The 14,454-nt window shown below is 72.1% G+C and carries 15 protein-coding genes; 8 read left to right on the forward strand and 7 right to left on the reverse strand.

The genetic code is table 11. The features are described from left to right. Positions 1 to 584: 584 nt before the first annotated feature. The 3 genes from LHA35_RS02480 to LHA35_RS02490 all read left to right on the forward strand — a co-directional run bounded on the left by LHA35_RS02480 (position 585) and on the right by LHA35_RS02490 (position 4,455). The gene (locus tag LHA35_RS02480) at positions 585 to 2,183 is read left to right on the forward strand and encodes an ABC transporter substrate-binding protein (RefSeq protein WP_226604058.1); all 1,599 of its coding nucleotides are present in this window, start codon (positions 585 to 587) and stop codon (positions 2,181 to 2,183) included. A gap of 158 nt (positions 2,184 to 2,341) precedes the next feature. After that, on the forward strand, positions 2,342 to 3,331 hold the full coding sequence (locus LHA35_RS02485) for an LLM class flavin-dependent oxidoreductase (RefSeq protein WP_226604060.1): 990 nt from the start codon (positions 2,342 to 2,344) through the stop codon (positions 3,329 to 3,331). Positions 3,332 to 3,495: 164 nt separating this feature from the next. Then, entirely contained in the window at positions 3,496 to 4,455 is a 960-nt protein-coding gene (locus tag LHA35_RS02490; RefSeq protein ID WP_226604062.1) for a TIGR03557 family F420-dependent LLM class oxidoreductase, read from the forward strand. A gap of 131 nt (positions 4,456 to 4,586) precedes the next feature. On the opposite strand, the gene ccmI is transcribed toward LHA35_RS02490, so the two are convergent. The 7 genes from ccmI to LHA35_RS02525 all read right to left on the reverse strand — a co-directional run bounded on the left by ccmI (position 4,587) and on the right by LHA35_RS02525 (position 10,049). After that, positions 4,587 to 5,393 (reverse strand): c-type cytochrome biogenesis protein CcmI, encoded by an 807-nt coding sequence (gene ccmI, locus LHA35_RS02495; RefSeq protein ID WP_226604065.1) that lies wholly within the window; start codon positions 5,391 to 5,393, stop codon positions 4,587 to 4,589. Further along, entirely contained in the window at positions 5,390 to 5,872 is a 483-nt protein-coding gene (locus tag LHA35_RS02500) for a cytochrome c-type biogenesis protein (protein WP_226604068.1), read from the reverse strand. The genes ccmI and LHA35_RS02500 overlap by 4 nt, the downstream gene beginning before the upstream one ends. Then, a complete protein-coding gene (locus LHA35_RS02505) occupies positions 5,869 to 6,495 on the reverse strand; it encodes a DsbE family thiol:disulfide interchange protein (protein WP_226604071.1) in 627 nt (208 codons plus the stop codon). Before LHA35_RS02505 ends, LHA35_RS02500 begins: the two co-directional genes overlap by 4 nt. After that, positions 6,492 to 8,456 (reverse strand): heme lyase CcmF/NrfE family subunit, encoded by a 1,965-nt coding sequence (locus LHA35_RS02510; protein ID WP_226604636.1) that lies wholly within the window; start codon positions 8,454 to 8,456, stop codon positions 6,492 to 6,494. The genes LHA35_RS02505 and LHA35_RS02510 overlap by 4 nt, the downstream gene beginning before the upstream one ends. Then, the gene (gene ccmE / locus LHA35_RS02515) at positions 8,453 to 8,977 is read right to left on the reverse strand and encodes a cytochrome c maturation protein CcmE (protein WP_226604074.1); all 525 of its coding nucleotides are present in this window, start codon (positions 8,975 to 8,977) and stop codon (positions 8,453 to 8,455) included. Before ccmE ends, LHA35_RS02510 begins: the two co-directional genes overlap by 4 nt. Beyond that, positions 8,974 to 9,129, reverse strand: a complete 156-nt coding sequence (locus LHA35_RS02520) for a hypothetical protein (RefSeq protein WP_226604076.1) — start codon at positions 9,127 to 9,129, stop codon at positions 8,974 to 8,976. The genes ccmE and LHA35_RS02520 overlap by 4 nt, the downstream gene beginning before the upstream one ends. Before the next feature lie 86 nt (positions 9,130 to 9,215). After that, positions 9,216 to 10,049, reverse strand: a complete 834-nt coding sequence (locus LHA35_RS02525; RefSeq protein WP_408902302.1) for a heme ABC transporter permease — start codon at positions 10,047 to 10,049, stop codon at positions 9,216 to 9,218. A gap of 85 nt (positions 10,050 to 10,134) precedes the next feature. Between LHA35_RS02525 and LHA35_RS02530 the strand changes: the two genes are divergently transcribed. From LHA35_RS02530 to acs, 5 genes are all read left to right on the forward strand, one after another. Continuing rightward, the gene (locus tag LHA35_RS02530; protein ID WP_226604080.1) at positions 10,135 to 10,551 is read left to right on the forward strand and encodes an EVE domain-containing protein; all 417 of its coding nucleotides are present in this window, start codon (positions 10,135 to 10,137) and stop codon (positions 10,549 to 10,551) included. A gap of 199 nt (positions 10,552 to 10,750) precedes the next feature. Further along, on the forward strand, positions 10,751 to 11,245 hold the full coding sequence (locus LHA35_RS02535; protein ID WP_226604085.1) for a GFA family protein: 495 nt from the start codon (positions 10,751 to 10,753) through the stop codon (positions 11,243 to 11,245). Further along, positions 11,245 to 11,607 (forward strand): Rieske (2Fe-2S) protein, encoded by a 363-nt coding sequence (locus tag LHA35_RS02540; RefSeq protein ID WP_226604087.1) that lies wholly within the window; start codon positions 11,245 to 11,247, stop codon positions 11,605 to 11,607. The genes LHA35_RS02535 and LHA35_RS02540 overlap by 1 nt, the downstream gene beginning before the upstream one ends. Positions 11,608 to 11,727: 120 nt before the next feature. Beyond that, the gene (locus LHA35_RS02545) at positions 11,728 to 12,153 is read left to right on the forward strand and encodes a hypothetical protein (protein ID WP_226604090.1); all 426 of its coding nucleotides are present in this window, start codon (positions 11,728 to 11,730) and stop codon (positions 12,151 to 12,153) included. Positions 12,154 to 12,310: 157 nt separating this feature from the next. After that, positions 12,311 to 14,242, forward strand: a complete 1,932-nt coding sequence (acs, locus tag LHA35_RS02550) for an acetate--CoA ligase (protein WP_226604094.1) — start codon at positions 12,311 to 12,313, stop codon at positions 14,240 to 14,242. Positions 14,243 to 14,454 lie beyond the last annotated feature (212 nt).

A 14,454-nucleotide genomic window follows, 5' to 3' on the forward strand; every position in this document is an offset into this window, starting at 1 on the left:
AATCGAAGGCAAAATCGGCGCCCCTGCCGGCGCTCATATCGCCCAAACCTCCGCATTGCCGAGCCATCTGCTCGTTCTGGTGCGCTGGGCCCGTTCTGGCGCATCCGCGCACAGCTCTCATGATACCTGGTTCATGGAGTCCCGACCTGCGGCCCGCGGAGCGGGCCGGGCGCGCGAAGGCGCGCCGCGGCCAGTGCCGCGCAGCCAAGGCCCGGAGGGCCGCCGGCGCTTGAGGCAGGACATGCGTCAGCATGTTCATGGGCCAGGCATGAGCGGTGCTGCCCCGCCTGGCCGCGCCGGCCTTCCTGCGGCCGAGGGCCGTCCGCCGGCGCGGGGCAGGCCGGTGCCGGTCCATGCCGCCCGCAGGCGAGGCCCGCGATACCCGTGGAACGTCTCACCCCGCGGAGGATCGCCGGGGCACCAGATGCCGCATGCGGTGCGGACACCTCCGCCCGGATGGGTTCCCCTGCCATGGAACGGTCATTTGCGGATGAAGGCCACGGTCCGTTGTGGCGCATCGCCCTGATGTCGCGGCAGGCTCGCCCGGAACGAGCGGCGATGCCGCCGGGACGGGGAGGAGCAACATGGACCGGAGGACGTTCTTCAGGACCTCGGCCGCCGCGGCCATCGCCGGCGCAGGGGGGCTGCCCGCGCCCGCCCTCTCGCAAGGCGCCGGGGCCCGCACGCTGCGCTTCGTGCCGCAGGCGAACCTGGCGAATTTCGATCCCATCTGGGGTACCCAGTACGTCGTGCGCAACGCCTCCGCGCTGGTCTGGGACACGCTCTACGGCCTCGACGACAAGCTCGAGCCGAGGCGCCAGATGGTCGAGGGCGAGGAGGTCTCCGCCGATGGGAAGACCTGGACCTTCCGGTTGCGGGAGGGCCTGCGCTGGCATGACGGCGAGCCCGTGCGCGCCGCCGATTGCGTGGCCAGCCTCAACCGCTGGGCGGTGCGCGACGGCATGGGCCAGATGCTCCGCGCCATCCAGGAGGAGCTCGTCGCCGTCGATGACCGCAGCTTCCGCTGGCGGCTGAAGCAGCCCTATCCGAAGATGCTTCTCGCGCTGGGCAAGACGAACACGCCCATGGCCTTCATGATGCCCGAGCGCCTCGCCCGCACGGATCCCTTCCAGCAGATCACGGAGTTCGTCGGCTCCGGGCCGATGCGCTTCCTGCGCAACGAATGGGTGCCGGGCGCGAGGGCCGTCTTCACCAGGTTCGAGCAGTACCGGCCGCGGGCGGAGCCCGCCTCCTGGCTCGCGGGCGGCAAGCAGATCAATTTCGACCGGCTCGAATGGGTCATCATGCCGGATCCCGCGACCGCCTCGGCCGCGCTGCAGAATGGCGAGATCGACTGGTGGGAGACGCCGCTGACGGACCTGGTGCCGCAGCTCCGGCGCAGCCGCAACATCACGGTCGACATCGCCGATCCGCTCGGGAACATAGGGTCCTTCAGGTTCAACCACCTGCATGAGCCCTTCAGCGATGTCCGGGCGCGAAGGGCCGTGGCCATGGCGCTGAACCAGGAAGACTACATGCGGGCGGTGGTCGGCGATGAGGGGAGCCTGTGGCAGACCTCCGCCAGCTTCTTCACGCCGGGAACGCCGCTCTACACCGAGGCGGGCGGCGACATCCTGAAGGGGCCGCGCAACATCGAGGGCGCGAAGGCGCTGCTGCGCGAGGCCGGCTACAAGGGCCAGCCCATCACGGTGCTGGTGGCGCAGGACCAGGCGCCCCTGAAGGCGATGGGCGAGGTGACGAACTCCCTGCTCGGCGCGATCGGGATGAATGTGGATTTCGTCGCGACCGACTGGGGCACGGTGGGACAGCGCCGGGCTTCCAAGGCGCCTCCCGGGCAGGGCGGGTGGCACGTCTTCCACACCTGGCATGCCGGAGCCGACTGCACCAACCCGGCGACGCAGATCCAGATCCGCGCCAATGGCGACGGCGCCTGGTTCGGCTGGCCGAGCGACCGCGCGGTGGAGGCGGCGCGCGACAGGTGGTTCGAGGCCGCCGACCTGGAGGCCGAGAAGGCCGCCGTCGCCGAGATGAACCGCGAGCTCTGGCGGCACGTCACCTATGTGCCGACCGGCTTCTACAAGACCTTCCAGGCCTGGCGCCGGAACGTCACGGGGGTGGTTGGCGGACCCATCCCCTTCTTCTGGGGCGTCTCGAAGTCCTGACGCGCCCGCCCGGTCCGTCCCGGCCGGCATGCCGAACCGGTGCCGGCCCTCGGGCGGCGCGCTGACCGGCCCGCAGCCCACGGGCGCCGCAAGGGTGCGGAAGACACCCCGCGGCGCGGGCTGTAGGCTGCCGGCAAGGACAGCGGAGGGAAGGCGCCATGAAGGTCGGACTGTTCCTGAACACGCAGTTCCCCGAGGGGGACAGCCTGCCCGCCCGGCTGCCGGAACTGGCAGCGCAGGTGCGCCTCGCCCGCGCCTCGGGCTTCAGCTCGCTCTGGTTCCCGGACCACTACCTGATCGGGCCGGTGCAGATGCCGCAGCCCATGCCGCTGATGGCCTGGCTGCTGCGGGAGGCGGAGGGGATGACCATCGGCCCCAACATCCGCATCCTGCCGCTGCTCAACCCGGTGATGGTGGCCGAGGAGGCGGCGACGATGGACCTCCTCTCCGGCGGGAATTACGTGCTCGGCGCCGGCCTCGGCTACCGGGAGATGGAGTTCACCGCCTTCGGCATCCCGCTCGCGGAGCGCGCACCGCGCTTCTCCGAACAGGTCGCGCTCATCCGCCGCCTCTGGACCGAGGAGAAGGTGACGCACAAAGGCCGCTTCTACACGGTGGAGGATGCCTCCATCAGCTGCCGCCCGGTCACGCCGGGCGGGCCGCCGATCTATGTCGCGGCGCAGGTGGAAGCGGCGATCAGGCGGGCCGCGCGCATCGGGGATGCCTGGCTGATCGTCAATTCCTCCGCGCTCGATGTCGTGGTGCCGCAGATGGCGGCCTATCGCGCGGCGCTGGCGGAGGCAGGCCGGACGCCGCGGGAGTTCCCGATCGCGCGGGAGTGCTATGTCGGCGCCTCCCACGCCACCGCCTTCGAGGAATGCCGCGCGGCGCTGCACTACAAATACGCCGCCTATGCCTCCTGGGGGCTCGGCCGCGGCAGCACGGATGCCGAGATGTTCGGCATGCCCTTCGAGCAGTTCGTGCGCGACCGCTTCATCATCGGCGACGAGGTCTCGGTGAAGGAGGAGATCGCCCGTTACCGCGAGGCGCTGGGCGTGGACCATTTCATCATGCGCCTGCAATGGCCGGGCCTGCCGCAGGAGCGCGTGCTGGGCAGCATCGAAAGGCTGGGACGGATCTTCGGCTGAGGCGGCAGGGGGGCTGCCGCCGGCCCCCAGGCCAGGAGACGGCACGGGCCAGCCGGCAGCGCCGCCGGCCGCGAACAATCCCCGCCCGGGGGCGTTAGCGCGGCACCCGCCGCCCGCCCGCCTCCTGCCGCGAGCGGCCGCATCCCCGGACGGAGCGCCCGCAGATGATCAAGCTCGGCTACAAGCTGATGTCGGAGGAACACGGACCGAAGGAGCTGGTGCGCAACCTGGTGCGCGCCGAACAGGCCGGCTTCGACCTGGCCGCCATCTCCGACCATTTCTCGCCCTGGATCGAGGAGCAGGGCCATGCGCCGCTCGCCTGGTCGGTGCTCGGCGCCTGCGCGCAGGCGACCAGCCGCATCGGGCTGATGACGGCGGTGACCTGCCCCATCATGCGCTACCACCCCGCCATCATCGCCCAGGGTGCCGCCACCGTCGCGCTGCTCAGCGACAACCGCTTCACCCTCGGCCTCGGCGCAGGGGAGCGGCTGAACGAGCATGTCACGGGCGAGGGCTGGCCCGGCGTGGGGGAGCGGCATGAACGGCTCTCGGAGGCCATCGACATCATCCAGGGCCTGCTCGCCGGCGATCTCACCAATTACCGCGGCGCCTATTTCAGCCTGGACCAGGCGCGGCTCTTCGACCGGCCGCCAGGGAAGCTGCCGGTGGTGGTGGCTGCCGGCGGGCCGGAGGCGGCGCGGCTGGCGGCGCGCAAGGGCGATGGCCTGGTCGTGACGGAGCCGAAGCCCGAGCTGATCGAAGCCTTCCGCTCCGCCGGCGGCGAGGGCCCGCGCTATGCCGAGGTCTCGATGTGCTGGGCCCCCACCGAGGAGGAGGCGCGGAAGACGGCGCACCACTATTTCCGCTGGTCGGTCACCGGCTGGCCGGTGCAGGCGGAGCTGCCGAACACCCGGGGCTTCGAGGCGGCGACGAAGCATGTCACGCCGGAGGTGGTGGCGCAGCAGGTGACCTGCGGCCCCTCAGCAGAGATGCACCTGAAGTCGATCACCAAATTCATCGAGGCCGGCTATGACCACATCATCCTGACCCAGGTCGGGCCGCAGCAGGCGGAGTTCATCGCCTTCTTCGAGCGCGAGCTGGCACCGGCGCTGCGGGGGCGCTGAAGCGAAGCACCGCTGCCGGCGCGGGCCGGCAGCGAGCCGGCCTCCCACGGCTGCGGGTCGCAGGCACGGCCCCGGCCGCCCTTGGCTGCGGCAGGCCAGGGCACATGCCGGCCGGCAGCAGGCGGCCCCTGCTAAGGCAGCTCGTTCATCCGCCGCTCGACCATCGCCCGCCAGGGCGCCTCGGGCGGCGCATCGGCGATCAGCGCCCGCCAGGCGGCGCGGGCGCTCTCGGTCCGCCCGGCCCGGGCCTCCGCCAGCCCGGCCAGGAAGCGCAGGCCGATATGCTGTGGCGCCTGCGGCAGCGCGGCCCGCAGCAGCGCCCCCGCCTCCTCGGTCCGCCCGTCCTCCAGCAGCACCTGGGCGAGCTGCGCGGTCAGCTCCGGGTCGAACCTGCCGAGCAGCGCGCGCCGGTAGGCATCCGCCGCGGCCTCCAGCCGGCCCCGGCTGCGCTCGGCATTGCCCAGCAGCACCCAGCCCTCCCGCGCCTGCTCGCTGCCGGGCGGAAGCTGCCCCAGCCGCTCCCGAAGACGGCCCATCACCGCCTCGTCCCGCGCCGCGGCCTCCTGCCGCAGGGCATAGGGGGCGGAGGGCATCTGCGGGATCCCGCCGGCGAGATAGAGGCCGAGCGCCAGCGCCGGCGCCGCCCCCAGCGTGCCGAGCAGCACCCAGCGGCCGCGGCCGGACTCGGCCGGGCCCCGGTCCTCCGGTGCGGTCAGCAGGCGGCGCTGCACCTCCAGTGTGGCGGCGCGATGCGCCGCCTCGTCCAGCCTTCCCGCCTCCTTCTCCCGTTCCAGCTCCGCGAGCTGGGCGTGGTAGAGGGCGAGATCTGCCTCCCGCCTGCCGCGGGCGCGGGGCGGGCCGAACAGGGCGATCGCGAGCGGCGCCAGCGCCGCCACGGCCAGCAGGCCGAGCAGCGGCCAGAAGGGAAACCAGGTCACGGGCTGCGGCCGTCCTCGAGCTGGGCGAGCCGCGCGCGCTCCGCGGCGGAGAGATCCTCGGCGGTCCCGGGCGGGGCGGCCGCCGCGCGCCGGCGGCGCATCGCCAGGATCAGCGTGAGGCCAAGGCCGAGCGCAAGGACCGGCGTCGCCCAGAGCAGCCAGGTCGCCGGCTTCACCGGCGGGCGCAGCAGCACGAAATCGCCGTAGCGGTCATGCACGAAGCGGAGGACATCGGCATCGTTGCGGCCGGCCGAGACCTGTTCCCGCACGATGCGGCGGAGATCGCGGGCCAGCTCCGCATCGCTATCCTCGATGGACTGGTTCTGGCAGACCAGGCAGCGCAGCTCGCGCCCGATCTGGCGCGCGCGTTCCTCCTGCGCCGGGTCGCGCAGCATCTCCGCCGGGTCGGAGACGGCGGCGAGGGCGGGCGGCGTGAGCGGGGCGGCCAGCAGGAAGGCGAGGAAAAACAGGTATTTCATGCGTGGCGGCGCAGCAGCGGCTGCAGCTCCTGCTTCAGCGTGTCGTCGGTGATCGGGCCGGCCCAGCGCCAGCGGATGAACCCCTCCCTGTCCACCAGATAGGTCTCCGGCACGCCATAGAGGCCCCAGTCGATCGCCACGCGCCCGGGCAGGTCCACCCCGAGCTTCCGGTAGGGGTTGCCGTGCCGGCGCAGGAAGCCGAGCGCATCCGCCGGCTTGTCCTTGTAGGCGACGCCGAGCACCGGCACGCCCTCGCGCGCCAGGCGCATGAGCTGCGGATGCTCGATGACGCAGGGCACGCACCAGGAGGCGAAGAAATTCACCAGCACCGGCCGTCCGGCCCCGCGCAGATCGGCCGAGCTGAGGCCGGGGAGGTCGGCGCCCTCCAGCGGCGGCAGGCTGAATTCAGGCGGCTGCCGGCCGATCAGGGCGGAAGGCACGCCCTTCGGGTCGTAGCTGCCGGTGCCGAGGCCCCGCAGCATGGCATAGAAGCCGACACCAGCCGCGGCGGCGACGCCGAGCGGGGCGAGCAGCAGCAGGCGGCGGCGGGAGGGCGAGGGCGGTGCCCCCGCGCCGCCCGGCCCCTGCGCGGGGGCCGGGCGGCGATCCCCGGCCGCGCTCATGCCCGCGCCTCCGCCCGCACCGGGCGGGCCGCGGGGGCCGAGACGCGCATGCGCCGGTCGCTCAGCGAGATGCCGCCGCCGAGCGCCATGATGGCGGCGCCGAGCCAGATCCAGGGCGCCAGAGGGTTGTTGTGGATGCGGAGCACCGCGCCGCCATCCCGCTCCTCGCCCATCACCACATAGAGGTCGCGGGCCCAGGTGGTGTGGATCGCCGCCTCGGTGGTCTGCATGCGGGCGACGGCGAAGCTGCGCTTGTCGGCCTCCAGCACCGTCACCAGCCGGTCGCCGTCCCGCACCTCGACGGTGGCGCGGCGGGCCGTCCAGTTCGGGCCCTGCACATCGGCGAGGCCGGTCAGCCGGTACTCCATGCCGGCGAGCGTCGTCGCCTCGCCCGGCTTCAGCAGCGCGAGCTTGTCCGTCGCCAGTCCCATGCCGGCGAGGCCGAGGATCATGACACCGAGCCCGGCATGCGCCAGCGCCCCGCCCCAGGCGGCGCGCGGCAGGCCCTTCGCCCGCGCCCAGGCCGCCTGCGGCCGGCTGAAGAGCGCGATGCGGTCGGCGATGTCGGCCGCCGCGGCGGCGATGGCCCAGAGCGCCGCGGCGAAGCCGAGCGCCGGGCCGATCCGCCAGCCCTCGATGGCGAGGCAGAGCAGGAAGGCGGCGAAGCCGGCCAGCGCGGCCCACCAGAGCCGCTGCATCGCCGGGAAGATCCGGGCGCGCTTCCAGGGCAGCATCGGCCCGAAGCCCATGGCGAGCACCAGCGGCACCGCCAGCGGCAGGGTCGCCAGGTTGAAGAAGGGCGGCCCGACCGAGATTTTCTCCCCCAGCAGCAGGTCGGCGAACATCGGGTAGAGCGTGCCCACCAGGACGACCGCGGCGATGGAGCAGAGCAGCAGGTTGTTCAGCACCAGCGCCCCCTCCCGCGAGAGCGGGGCGAAGACGCCGGTCGGCACCATCGTCGCCGCCCGCCAGGCGAACAGCGCGAAGCCGCCGCCGATATAGAGGGCGAGCAGGCCGAGGATGACCATGCCCCGTTCCGGGTCATTGGCGAAGGCATGCACGCTGGTCAGCACGCCCGAGCGCACCAGGAAGGTGCCGAGCAGCGACATCCCGAAGGCGAGGAGCGCGAGGAAGACGGTCCAGGTCTTCAGCGCCTCCCGCTTCTCGACCACGATCGCGGAATGCAGCAGGGCGCAGCCGGCCAGCCAGGGGAGGAGGGAGGCATTCTCCACCGGGTCCCAGAACCAGTAGCCGCCCCAGCCGAGCTCGTAATAGGCCCACCAGGAACCGAGCGCGATGCCGAGGGTCAGGAAGCTCCAGGCCGCCAGGGCCCAGGGCCGCACCCAACGACCCCAGGCGGCGTCCACCCGGCCCTCGATCAGCGCCGCGACGGCGAAGGCGTAGGTCACAGCGAAGCCGACATAGCCGAGATAGAGCAGCGGCGGATGGAAGGCGAGGCCGGGGTCCTGCAGGATCGGGTTCAGCCCCTGGCCATCCGGCGGCGGCGGCCAGACCCGGTCGAAGGGGTTGGAGGTCGCCAGGATGAAGCCGAGGAAGCCGACCGAGACCAGGCCGAGGATGCCCAGCACCCGCGCCTGCAGGGCGGAGGGCAGGTTGCCGCCGAATCCCGCCACCGCCCCGCCGCAGAGCGCGAGGATGAGGACCCAGAGGACCATCGAGCCCTCATGGTTCCCCCAGGTGCCGGAGAGCTTGTAGAGCAGGGGCTTCGCCGAGTGGCTGTTCTGCACCACGTTCAGCACGGTGGTGTCGTTGACCACATAGGACCAGGCGAGACAGGCGAAGGCCGCCGCCACCGCGATCAGCGCGCCGGCGGCGAGCGGCGCGGTGGCCGCCATCAGCCGCGCCTCCGCCCGCTGCGCCCCCCAGAGCCCGACCACGACCTGGGCGAGGGAGAGGGCGAGGGCGAGGGCGAGGGCGAAATGGCCGAGTTCGGGGATCACGAGCCGCTCCGCCCCGCGGCCGGCGCCCGCGCCGGGTCGAGGGTGTTCCATGTGGCGGCCGGCGGGGCGGCGCCCTCGGCCGGGTTCCAGTGGCCGCTGCGCTTCAGCGCATCCGCGACCTCGGGCGGCATGTAGGTCTCGTCATGCCGCGCCAGCACCTCGGAGGCACGGAAGACGCCGTCCGGGCCGAGCTTGCCCAGCGTGACGACGCCCTGGCCTTCCCGGAACAGGTCGGGCAGCACGCCGACATAGGTGACGCTCACGGCATGGGCGCCATCGGTCACGCGGAAGCGGGCGGCGGGCTTGCCGTCCGGTGCCGTCTCCCGCGCGACGCTGCCGGTCTCGACCAGCCCGCCCAGGCGGAAGGCGCGGTCGGGCGCCGGCGCCTGCTGCGCGATGTCGGAGGGGGAGCGGAAGAAGACCAAGTTGTCCTGGAAGGCGGTGAGGGTGAGGGCGGTGGCGCTGCCGAGCCCGATCCCGCAGAGCAGCAGCACCCAGAGCCGCCGGCGTTTCCGTGTCATGTCCTGTCCTGATTCCGCCGCGCCCGCGGGTCCAGCGCATCCAGCCGCCGCCGGGCGGCGCCAAGCCTCGCCACCGTGGCGACAGCCAGAGCCGCGAAGCCGCCGAGTGTCAGCACGTAGCTGGCCGCAACATGGGCCCAATGCAGTGTCATCCTAGACGTCTCCTCGGGCCATCCGATTCAGCCCTCCGCACCCCGAAGGGCGCTCCGGCCATCGGGAGCTTGTCTGGCCATCCGATTCAGCCCTCCGCGCCCCGAAGGACGCTCCGGCCATCGGATGGCTCCGCCCGCCGCGCCGCCGCCAGTTGCAGGGCCCTGATCCGCCGTTCTATCACCGCCGCCCGCGTCCGCGCCAGCACCAGCGCGGCAAAGGCCAGGGTGAAGCCCAGCGCGCAGACCAGCAGGGGGTAGAGGATATCCACATGCAGGCCGGGCGCATTGATCCTGGTCACGCTGGCCGGCTGGTGCAGCGTGTTCCACCAATCCACCGAGAATTTCACGATCGGCAGGTTCACCGCCCCGACCAGCGCGAGGATTGCGCCCATCCGGGCCCCGCGCTCGGCATCGTCGAAGGCCCGCACCAGGGCGGCATGGCCGAGCCAGAGGAAGAAGAGCACCAGCACGCTGGTCAGCCTTGCATCCCAGACCCACCAGGTGCCCCACATCGGCTTGCCCCAGAGGCTGCCGGTGGCGAGGCACAACGCCGTCACCAGCGCGCCGACCGGCGAGAGTTCCCGGCAGGCGAGGTCCGCCAGCGGGTGCCGCCAGATCAGCGCCATGGCAGAGCCGATCGCCAGGCCGGCATAGCCCCCCATGGCCAGCCAGGCCATGGGCACATGGATATAGAGGATCCGGACCGTCTCCCCCTGCTGCCAGTCGGGCGGGGAGAGAAAGAGGGCCCAGGGCAGGCCGACCGCCAGCACCAGCAGGGCGGCCCCGGTCAGCCAGGGCTGCACGCGCGCGGCCAGGCGCAGGAATCGCCCCGGATTGGCGAAGCGATGCAGGTTCGCTCCGCGCGCGGCGGGAGTGCCGGCGAGCGGCGGTCCGAGAGGGCGTGTGTCGGCGGTTTCCACGGGGCACAACCTAGGGCGAGATCGCCGCAGATTGAAGCGCCGGCTGCCGCCGTTACTTTGCGTTGCCGCAAACGCGAGGGAACCGATGGCGCAGTGGCTGGTGAAGAGCGAACCCGATGCCTTTTCCTGGGACGAGCAGGTCCGGAACGGCATCGAGCCCTGGACCGGCGTGCGCAATGCGCTGGCCTCCAACAACCTCAAGGCCATGCGGGTGGGTGACCGGGCCTTCTTCTACCATTCCAATATCGGCAAGGAGATCGTCGGCATCGTCGAGGTGGTGCGGGAGGCCTATCCCGACCCGACCGACGGGACCGGCCGCTGGGTCTGCGTGGACATGAAGGCGGTGGGGCCGCTGCCGCGGCCGGTGACGCTGGCCGCCATCAAGGCGGAGCCGGATCTCGCCGAACTCGCCCTGGTCCGGCAGTCGCGCCTCTCCGTGATGCCGGTGAGCGAGGCGCATTGGGCCAGGCTCTGCGCCCTGGGGGGCTGGGCAGGCGACTGACCCCGGACGATGCCCGGCGGCGGGAACTCCGCCCCGCGGCGGCCGTCAGGCGGCGGGTGCGGACCGCTGCTGCCGCGGCACGGCCAGGGCCCGCAGGGCCGCCGGCGTCAGCGGCATGACATGCGTCAGCTGCCATGGGCCAGGGATGAGGGCCGGGAGGCGACACCTTCCCGCGCCTTTATGAAGGGAGGATGGTGCGATGCGGCTGGAAGGCTCCTGCCATTGCGGCGCGGTGAAATTCCGGGTGGAGAGCCCGCACCCCTATCCCTACCAGCGCTGCTACTGCTCCATCTGCCGCAAGACCCAGGGCGGGGGCGGCTACGCCATCAATCTCGGCGCCGACTCCGCCAGCCTGCGGGTCACGGGGAAGCAGCACGTCACCATCTACCACGCCCGCATCAAGGAACCGGGGGAGGCCAGGGCGCATCGGAGCCCGGCGGAGCGGCATTTCTGCTCCCTCTGCGGCAGCGCGCTCTGGCTCTACGACGCGCGCTGGCCGGAATTGATCCACCCTTTCGCCTCGGCGATCGATACGCCCTTGCCGGCGGCGCCGGAATCCACGCACATCCTGCTGGCCTTCAGGGCTCCCTGGGTGGCGGTGGAGGCCGGTCCGCGCGACCGGCAGTGCGATGGCTACCCGGAGGAGAGCATCGCCGAATGGCATGCGAGGCTCGGCCTCGCTGAGGGAGGGTGATGGGACAGGTGACCGGGGCGGGGGAGCGCATCCTCTGCCGGCTGGAGGACATCCCGGAGGGCGGGGCGAAGGGCTTCTCCGCGCCGCCGGGCGGCTTCGTCGGGCTCTTCGCCGTGCGCAAGGACGGGCGGGTGCATGTCTACGTGAATGCCTGCCCGCATATCGGCCTGCCGCTGGAACCCCTGCCGGACCGCTTCCTGGACCCGCGCAGGCAGGTGATCCTCTGCGCCGTCCATGGCGCGCGCTTCCGGATCGAGGACGGGCAATGCGTCAGCGGCCCCTGCATCGGGGAGGCGCTGGAGGCAGTGCCGGTACGCATCGTGGACGGGCAGGTGATGGTGCCGGCCGGGGCCGGATTGTGACGCTTCGCCATCATCGCCCCGCCCCTGCCGTGATGCGCCCGAAAAGACCCTGAAGCCGCCGGATCGCCGCCCAGGGCGGCCGCCAGCCTTCCTCCTGCGCCAAGCCCAGAGGAGGCCTCCATGCGCACCACCGGTATCAATCTCCGCCGCAGCCTGCTTGCCACCGGCCTGCTGATCGCCGCCGGCCCCGCCTTCGCCCAGGGGAGCAACCCGGGCAGCGCCGCCTGGGGCACCCCGGCCAGCAGCCAGCCGGCGGGCCAGGGCAGCGTGCCCGCCGCGGCGGCACCGGCCGCGCCTGCGCAGCGCCAGGCCGTCACCACGCCGGCAACGCCCGCCGGCCAGGGCAGCAGCCCGACGGCGGCGCCCACGGGCCCGGCCGGCGCGCCCCGCCCCGGCTTGACGGCCCCCGCCACGCCCGCGAACCCGGGCGGCCAGGCGGCGCCGCAGCAGGCGACCAGCCAGCCGCAGCGGCCCACAATTCCGGAGCGGCACGGTGCCGCGCCCCAGCCCGCGCCGGGCACCGCCGCATCGGCCCGCAGCAACTGACACCATCGCCCCGCCCGGCGCCTCGCCGGGCGGGGTTCCGCTGGCGCTTGCCGGCTCCGTCCGACTTAATGCGGACCGCCGAGGTCCATTGACGCAGCGCAAGGCGGCATGGCCAAACTCCTGTCAGGCACGACTATCGCCCGAGGGGAGGCCAAGCATGGCAGACGACCTGATCGCCGTGAAACCGGAGATCGCCGCCAAGGCTCTTGTGAACACGGACCGCCACCGCGCCATGACGGAAGCGGCAGCAAAGGATCCGGAAGGCTTCTGGAGTAAGGAAGCCCGGCGCATCGCCTGGATGAAGGCGCCGACCAAGATCAAGAATGTCGACTTCAACGGCGACGTCACGATCAAGTGGTTCGAGGATGGCGTGCTGAACGCCTCCGTCTCCTGCCTCGACCGGCACCTCGCCACAAAGGGCGACCAGGTGGCGATCATCTGGGAAGGCGACGACCCGAACAGCGACAGCAAGGTCACCTACCGCCAGCTGCACGAGCAGGTCTGCCGCCTCGCCAACGGCCTGCGCAGCCTCGGCGTGAAGAAGGGCGACCGCGTCTGCATCTACCTGCCGATGATCGTCGAGGCCGCGGTGGCGATGCTGGCCTGTGCCCGCGTCGGCGCCATCCACTCCATCGTCTTCGGCGGCTTCAGCCCGGACAGCCTCGCCTCCCGCATCCAGGACTCCGAGTGCTCCGTCCTCATCACCGCCGATGAGGGCCGCCGCGGCGGCCGCAAGGTGCCGCTGAAGACCAATGCGGACGAGGCGCTGCAGACCTGCCCCTCGATCAAGCATGTGATCGTGGCGAAGAACACCGGCGGCAGCGTGCCGATGCAGGCCGGCCGCGACATGATGTGGGATGAGCTGTGCGGCAAGCAGCCGACCACCTGCGAGCCGGAGCCGATGGGCGCGGAGGACCCGCTCTTCATCCTCTACACCTCGGGCTCGACCGGCAAGCCGAAGGGCGTGCTGCACACCACGGGCGGGTACATGGTCTGGGCCAGCTACACGCATGAGCTGGTCTTCGACTACCGCCCCGGCGAGATCTACTGGTGCACCGCCGATGTGGGCTGGGTGACCGGCCATACCTATATCGTCTACGGCCCGCTGGCGAACGGCGCGACGACCCTGATGTTCGAGGGCGTGCCGAACTATCCCACCGTCTCCCGCTTCTGGGAGGTGGTGGACAAGCACCAGGTCAACATCTTCTACACCGCGCCGACCGCCATCCGCAGCCTGATGCGCGACGGCGAGGCGCCGGTGAAGAAGGCCAGCCGCAAGTCGCTGCGCATCCTGGGCAGCGTGGGCGAGCCGATCAATCCGGAAGCCTGGCTCTGGTACTACCGCGTGGTCGGCGACGAGCGCTGCCCGATCGTCGATACCTGGTGGCAGACCGAGACGGGCGGCATCCTGATCTCCCCGCTGCCGGGCGCGGTGCCGCAGAAGCCGGGTTCCGCCACCCTGCCGCTGCCGGGCGTCTTCCCGGCGCTGGTGGATGGCGAGGGCAGGATCCTGGAGGGCGCGACCGAGGGCAACCTCGTGCTGCTCGACAGCTGGCCGGGCCAGATGCGCACCATCTACGGCGACCATGCGCGTTTCGGGCAGACCTACTTCTCCACCTTCAAGGGGATGTATTTCACCGGCGACGGCGCCCGCCGCGACGCCGATGGCTACTACTGGATCACCGGGCGCGTGGACGATGTCATCAACGTCTCCGGCCACCGCATGGGCACGGCCGAGATCGAATCCGCGCTGGTCGCCCACCCCAAGGTCGCCGAGGCCGCGGTGGTCGGCATGCCGCACGACCTGAAGGGCCAGGGCATCTACTGCTACGTGACGCTGAAGAGCGGCGAGGAGCCCTCCGACGCGCTGCGGAAGGAACTGGTGGCCTGGGTGCGCAAGGAGATCGGCCCGATCGCCTCGCCGGATGCCATCCAGTGGGCGCCGGGCCTGCCCAAGACCCGGTCGGGCAAGATCATGCGGCGCATCCTCCGCAAGATCGCGGCGAACGAGACGGACAGCCTGGGCGACACCTCGACCCTCGCCGACCCGTCCGTGGTGCAGGAACTGGTGCAGAACCGGGTGGGCTGAGCGGATCGCGGCCGGGCGGGAGCGCCCGCCTGGCCGCGTGGCTCTGCCCGGCACGGGATGACCCGCGGCGGATCGCACCCGGGCGGGCACGCCCGGGTGCGTGGCCTTGCCCTGTCAGGCATGCCCCGAGGCGGGGGGCACCGGAACCGGACACCCGCCGTCGCTAGCGCGGTCGTGGCGCGGCCACCCGCACCGCCTTCCGCGCGCGCCGG

The sequence above is a fragment of the Roseicella aerolata genome, assembly GCF_020523605.1.
Taxonomy (GTDB): domain Bacteria; phylum Pseudomonadota; class Alphaproteobacteria; order Acetobacterales; family Acetobacteraceae; genus Paracraurococcus; species Paracraurococcus aerolatus.

Coding starts and splice junctions, on each gene's coding strand:
- LHA35_RS02480 (WP_226604058.1), top strand. CDS start 585: ATGGACCGGAGGACGTTCTTCAGGACCTCGGCCGCCGCGGCCATCGCC.
- LHA35_RS02485 (WP_226604060.1), top strand. CDS start 2,342: ATGAAGGTCGGACTGTTCCTGAACACGCAGTTCCCCGAGGGGGACAGC.
- LHA35_RS02490 (WP_226604062.1), top strand. CDS start 3,496: ATGATCAAGCTCGGCTACAAGCTGATGTCGGAGGAACACGGACCGAAG.
- LHA35_RS02500 (WP_226604068.1), bottom strand. CDS start 5,872: ATGAAATACCTGTTTTTCCTCGCCTTCCTGCTGGCCGCCCCGCTCACG.
- LHA35_RS02505 (WP_226604071.1), bottom strand. CDS start 6,495: ATGAGCGCGGCCGGGGATCGCCGCCCGGCCCCCGCGCAGGGGCCGGGC.
- ccmE (WP_226604074.1), bottom strand. CDS start 8,977: ATGACACGGAAACGCCGGCGGCTCTGGGTGCTGCTGCTCTGCGGGATC.
- LHA35_RS02520 (WP_226604076.1), bottom strand. CDS start 9,129: ATGACACTGCATTGGGCCCATGTTGCGGCCAGCTACGTGCTGACACTC.
- LHA35_RS02530 (WP_226604080.1), top strand. CDS start 10,135: ATGGCGCAGTGGCTGGTGAAGAGCGAACCCGATGCCTTTTCCTGGGAC.
- LHA35_RS02535 (WP_226604085.1), top strand. CDS start 10,751: ATGCGGCTGGAAGGCTCCTGCCATTGCGGCGCGGTGAAATTCCGGGTG.
- LHA35_RS02540 (WP_226604087.1), top strand. CDS start 11,245: ATGGGACAGGTGACCGGGGCGGGGGAGCGCATCCTCTGCCGGCTGGAG.
- LHA35_RS02545 (WP_226604090.1), top strand. CDS start 11,728: ATGCGCACCACCGGTATCAATCTCCGCCGCAGCCTGCTTGCCACCGGC.
- acs (WP_226604094.1), top strand. CDS start 12,311: ATGGCAGACGACCTGATCGCCGTGAAACCGGAGATCGCCGCCAAGGCT.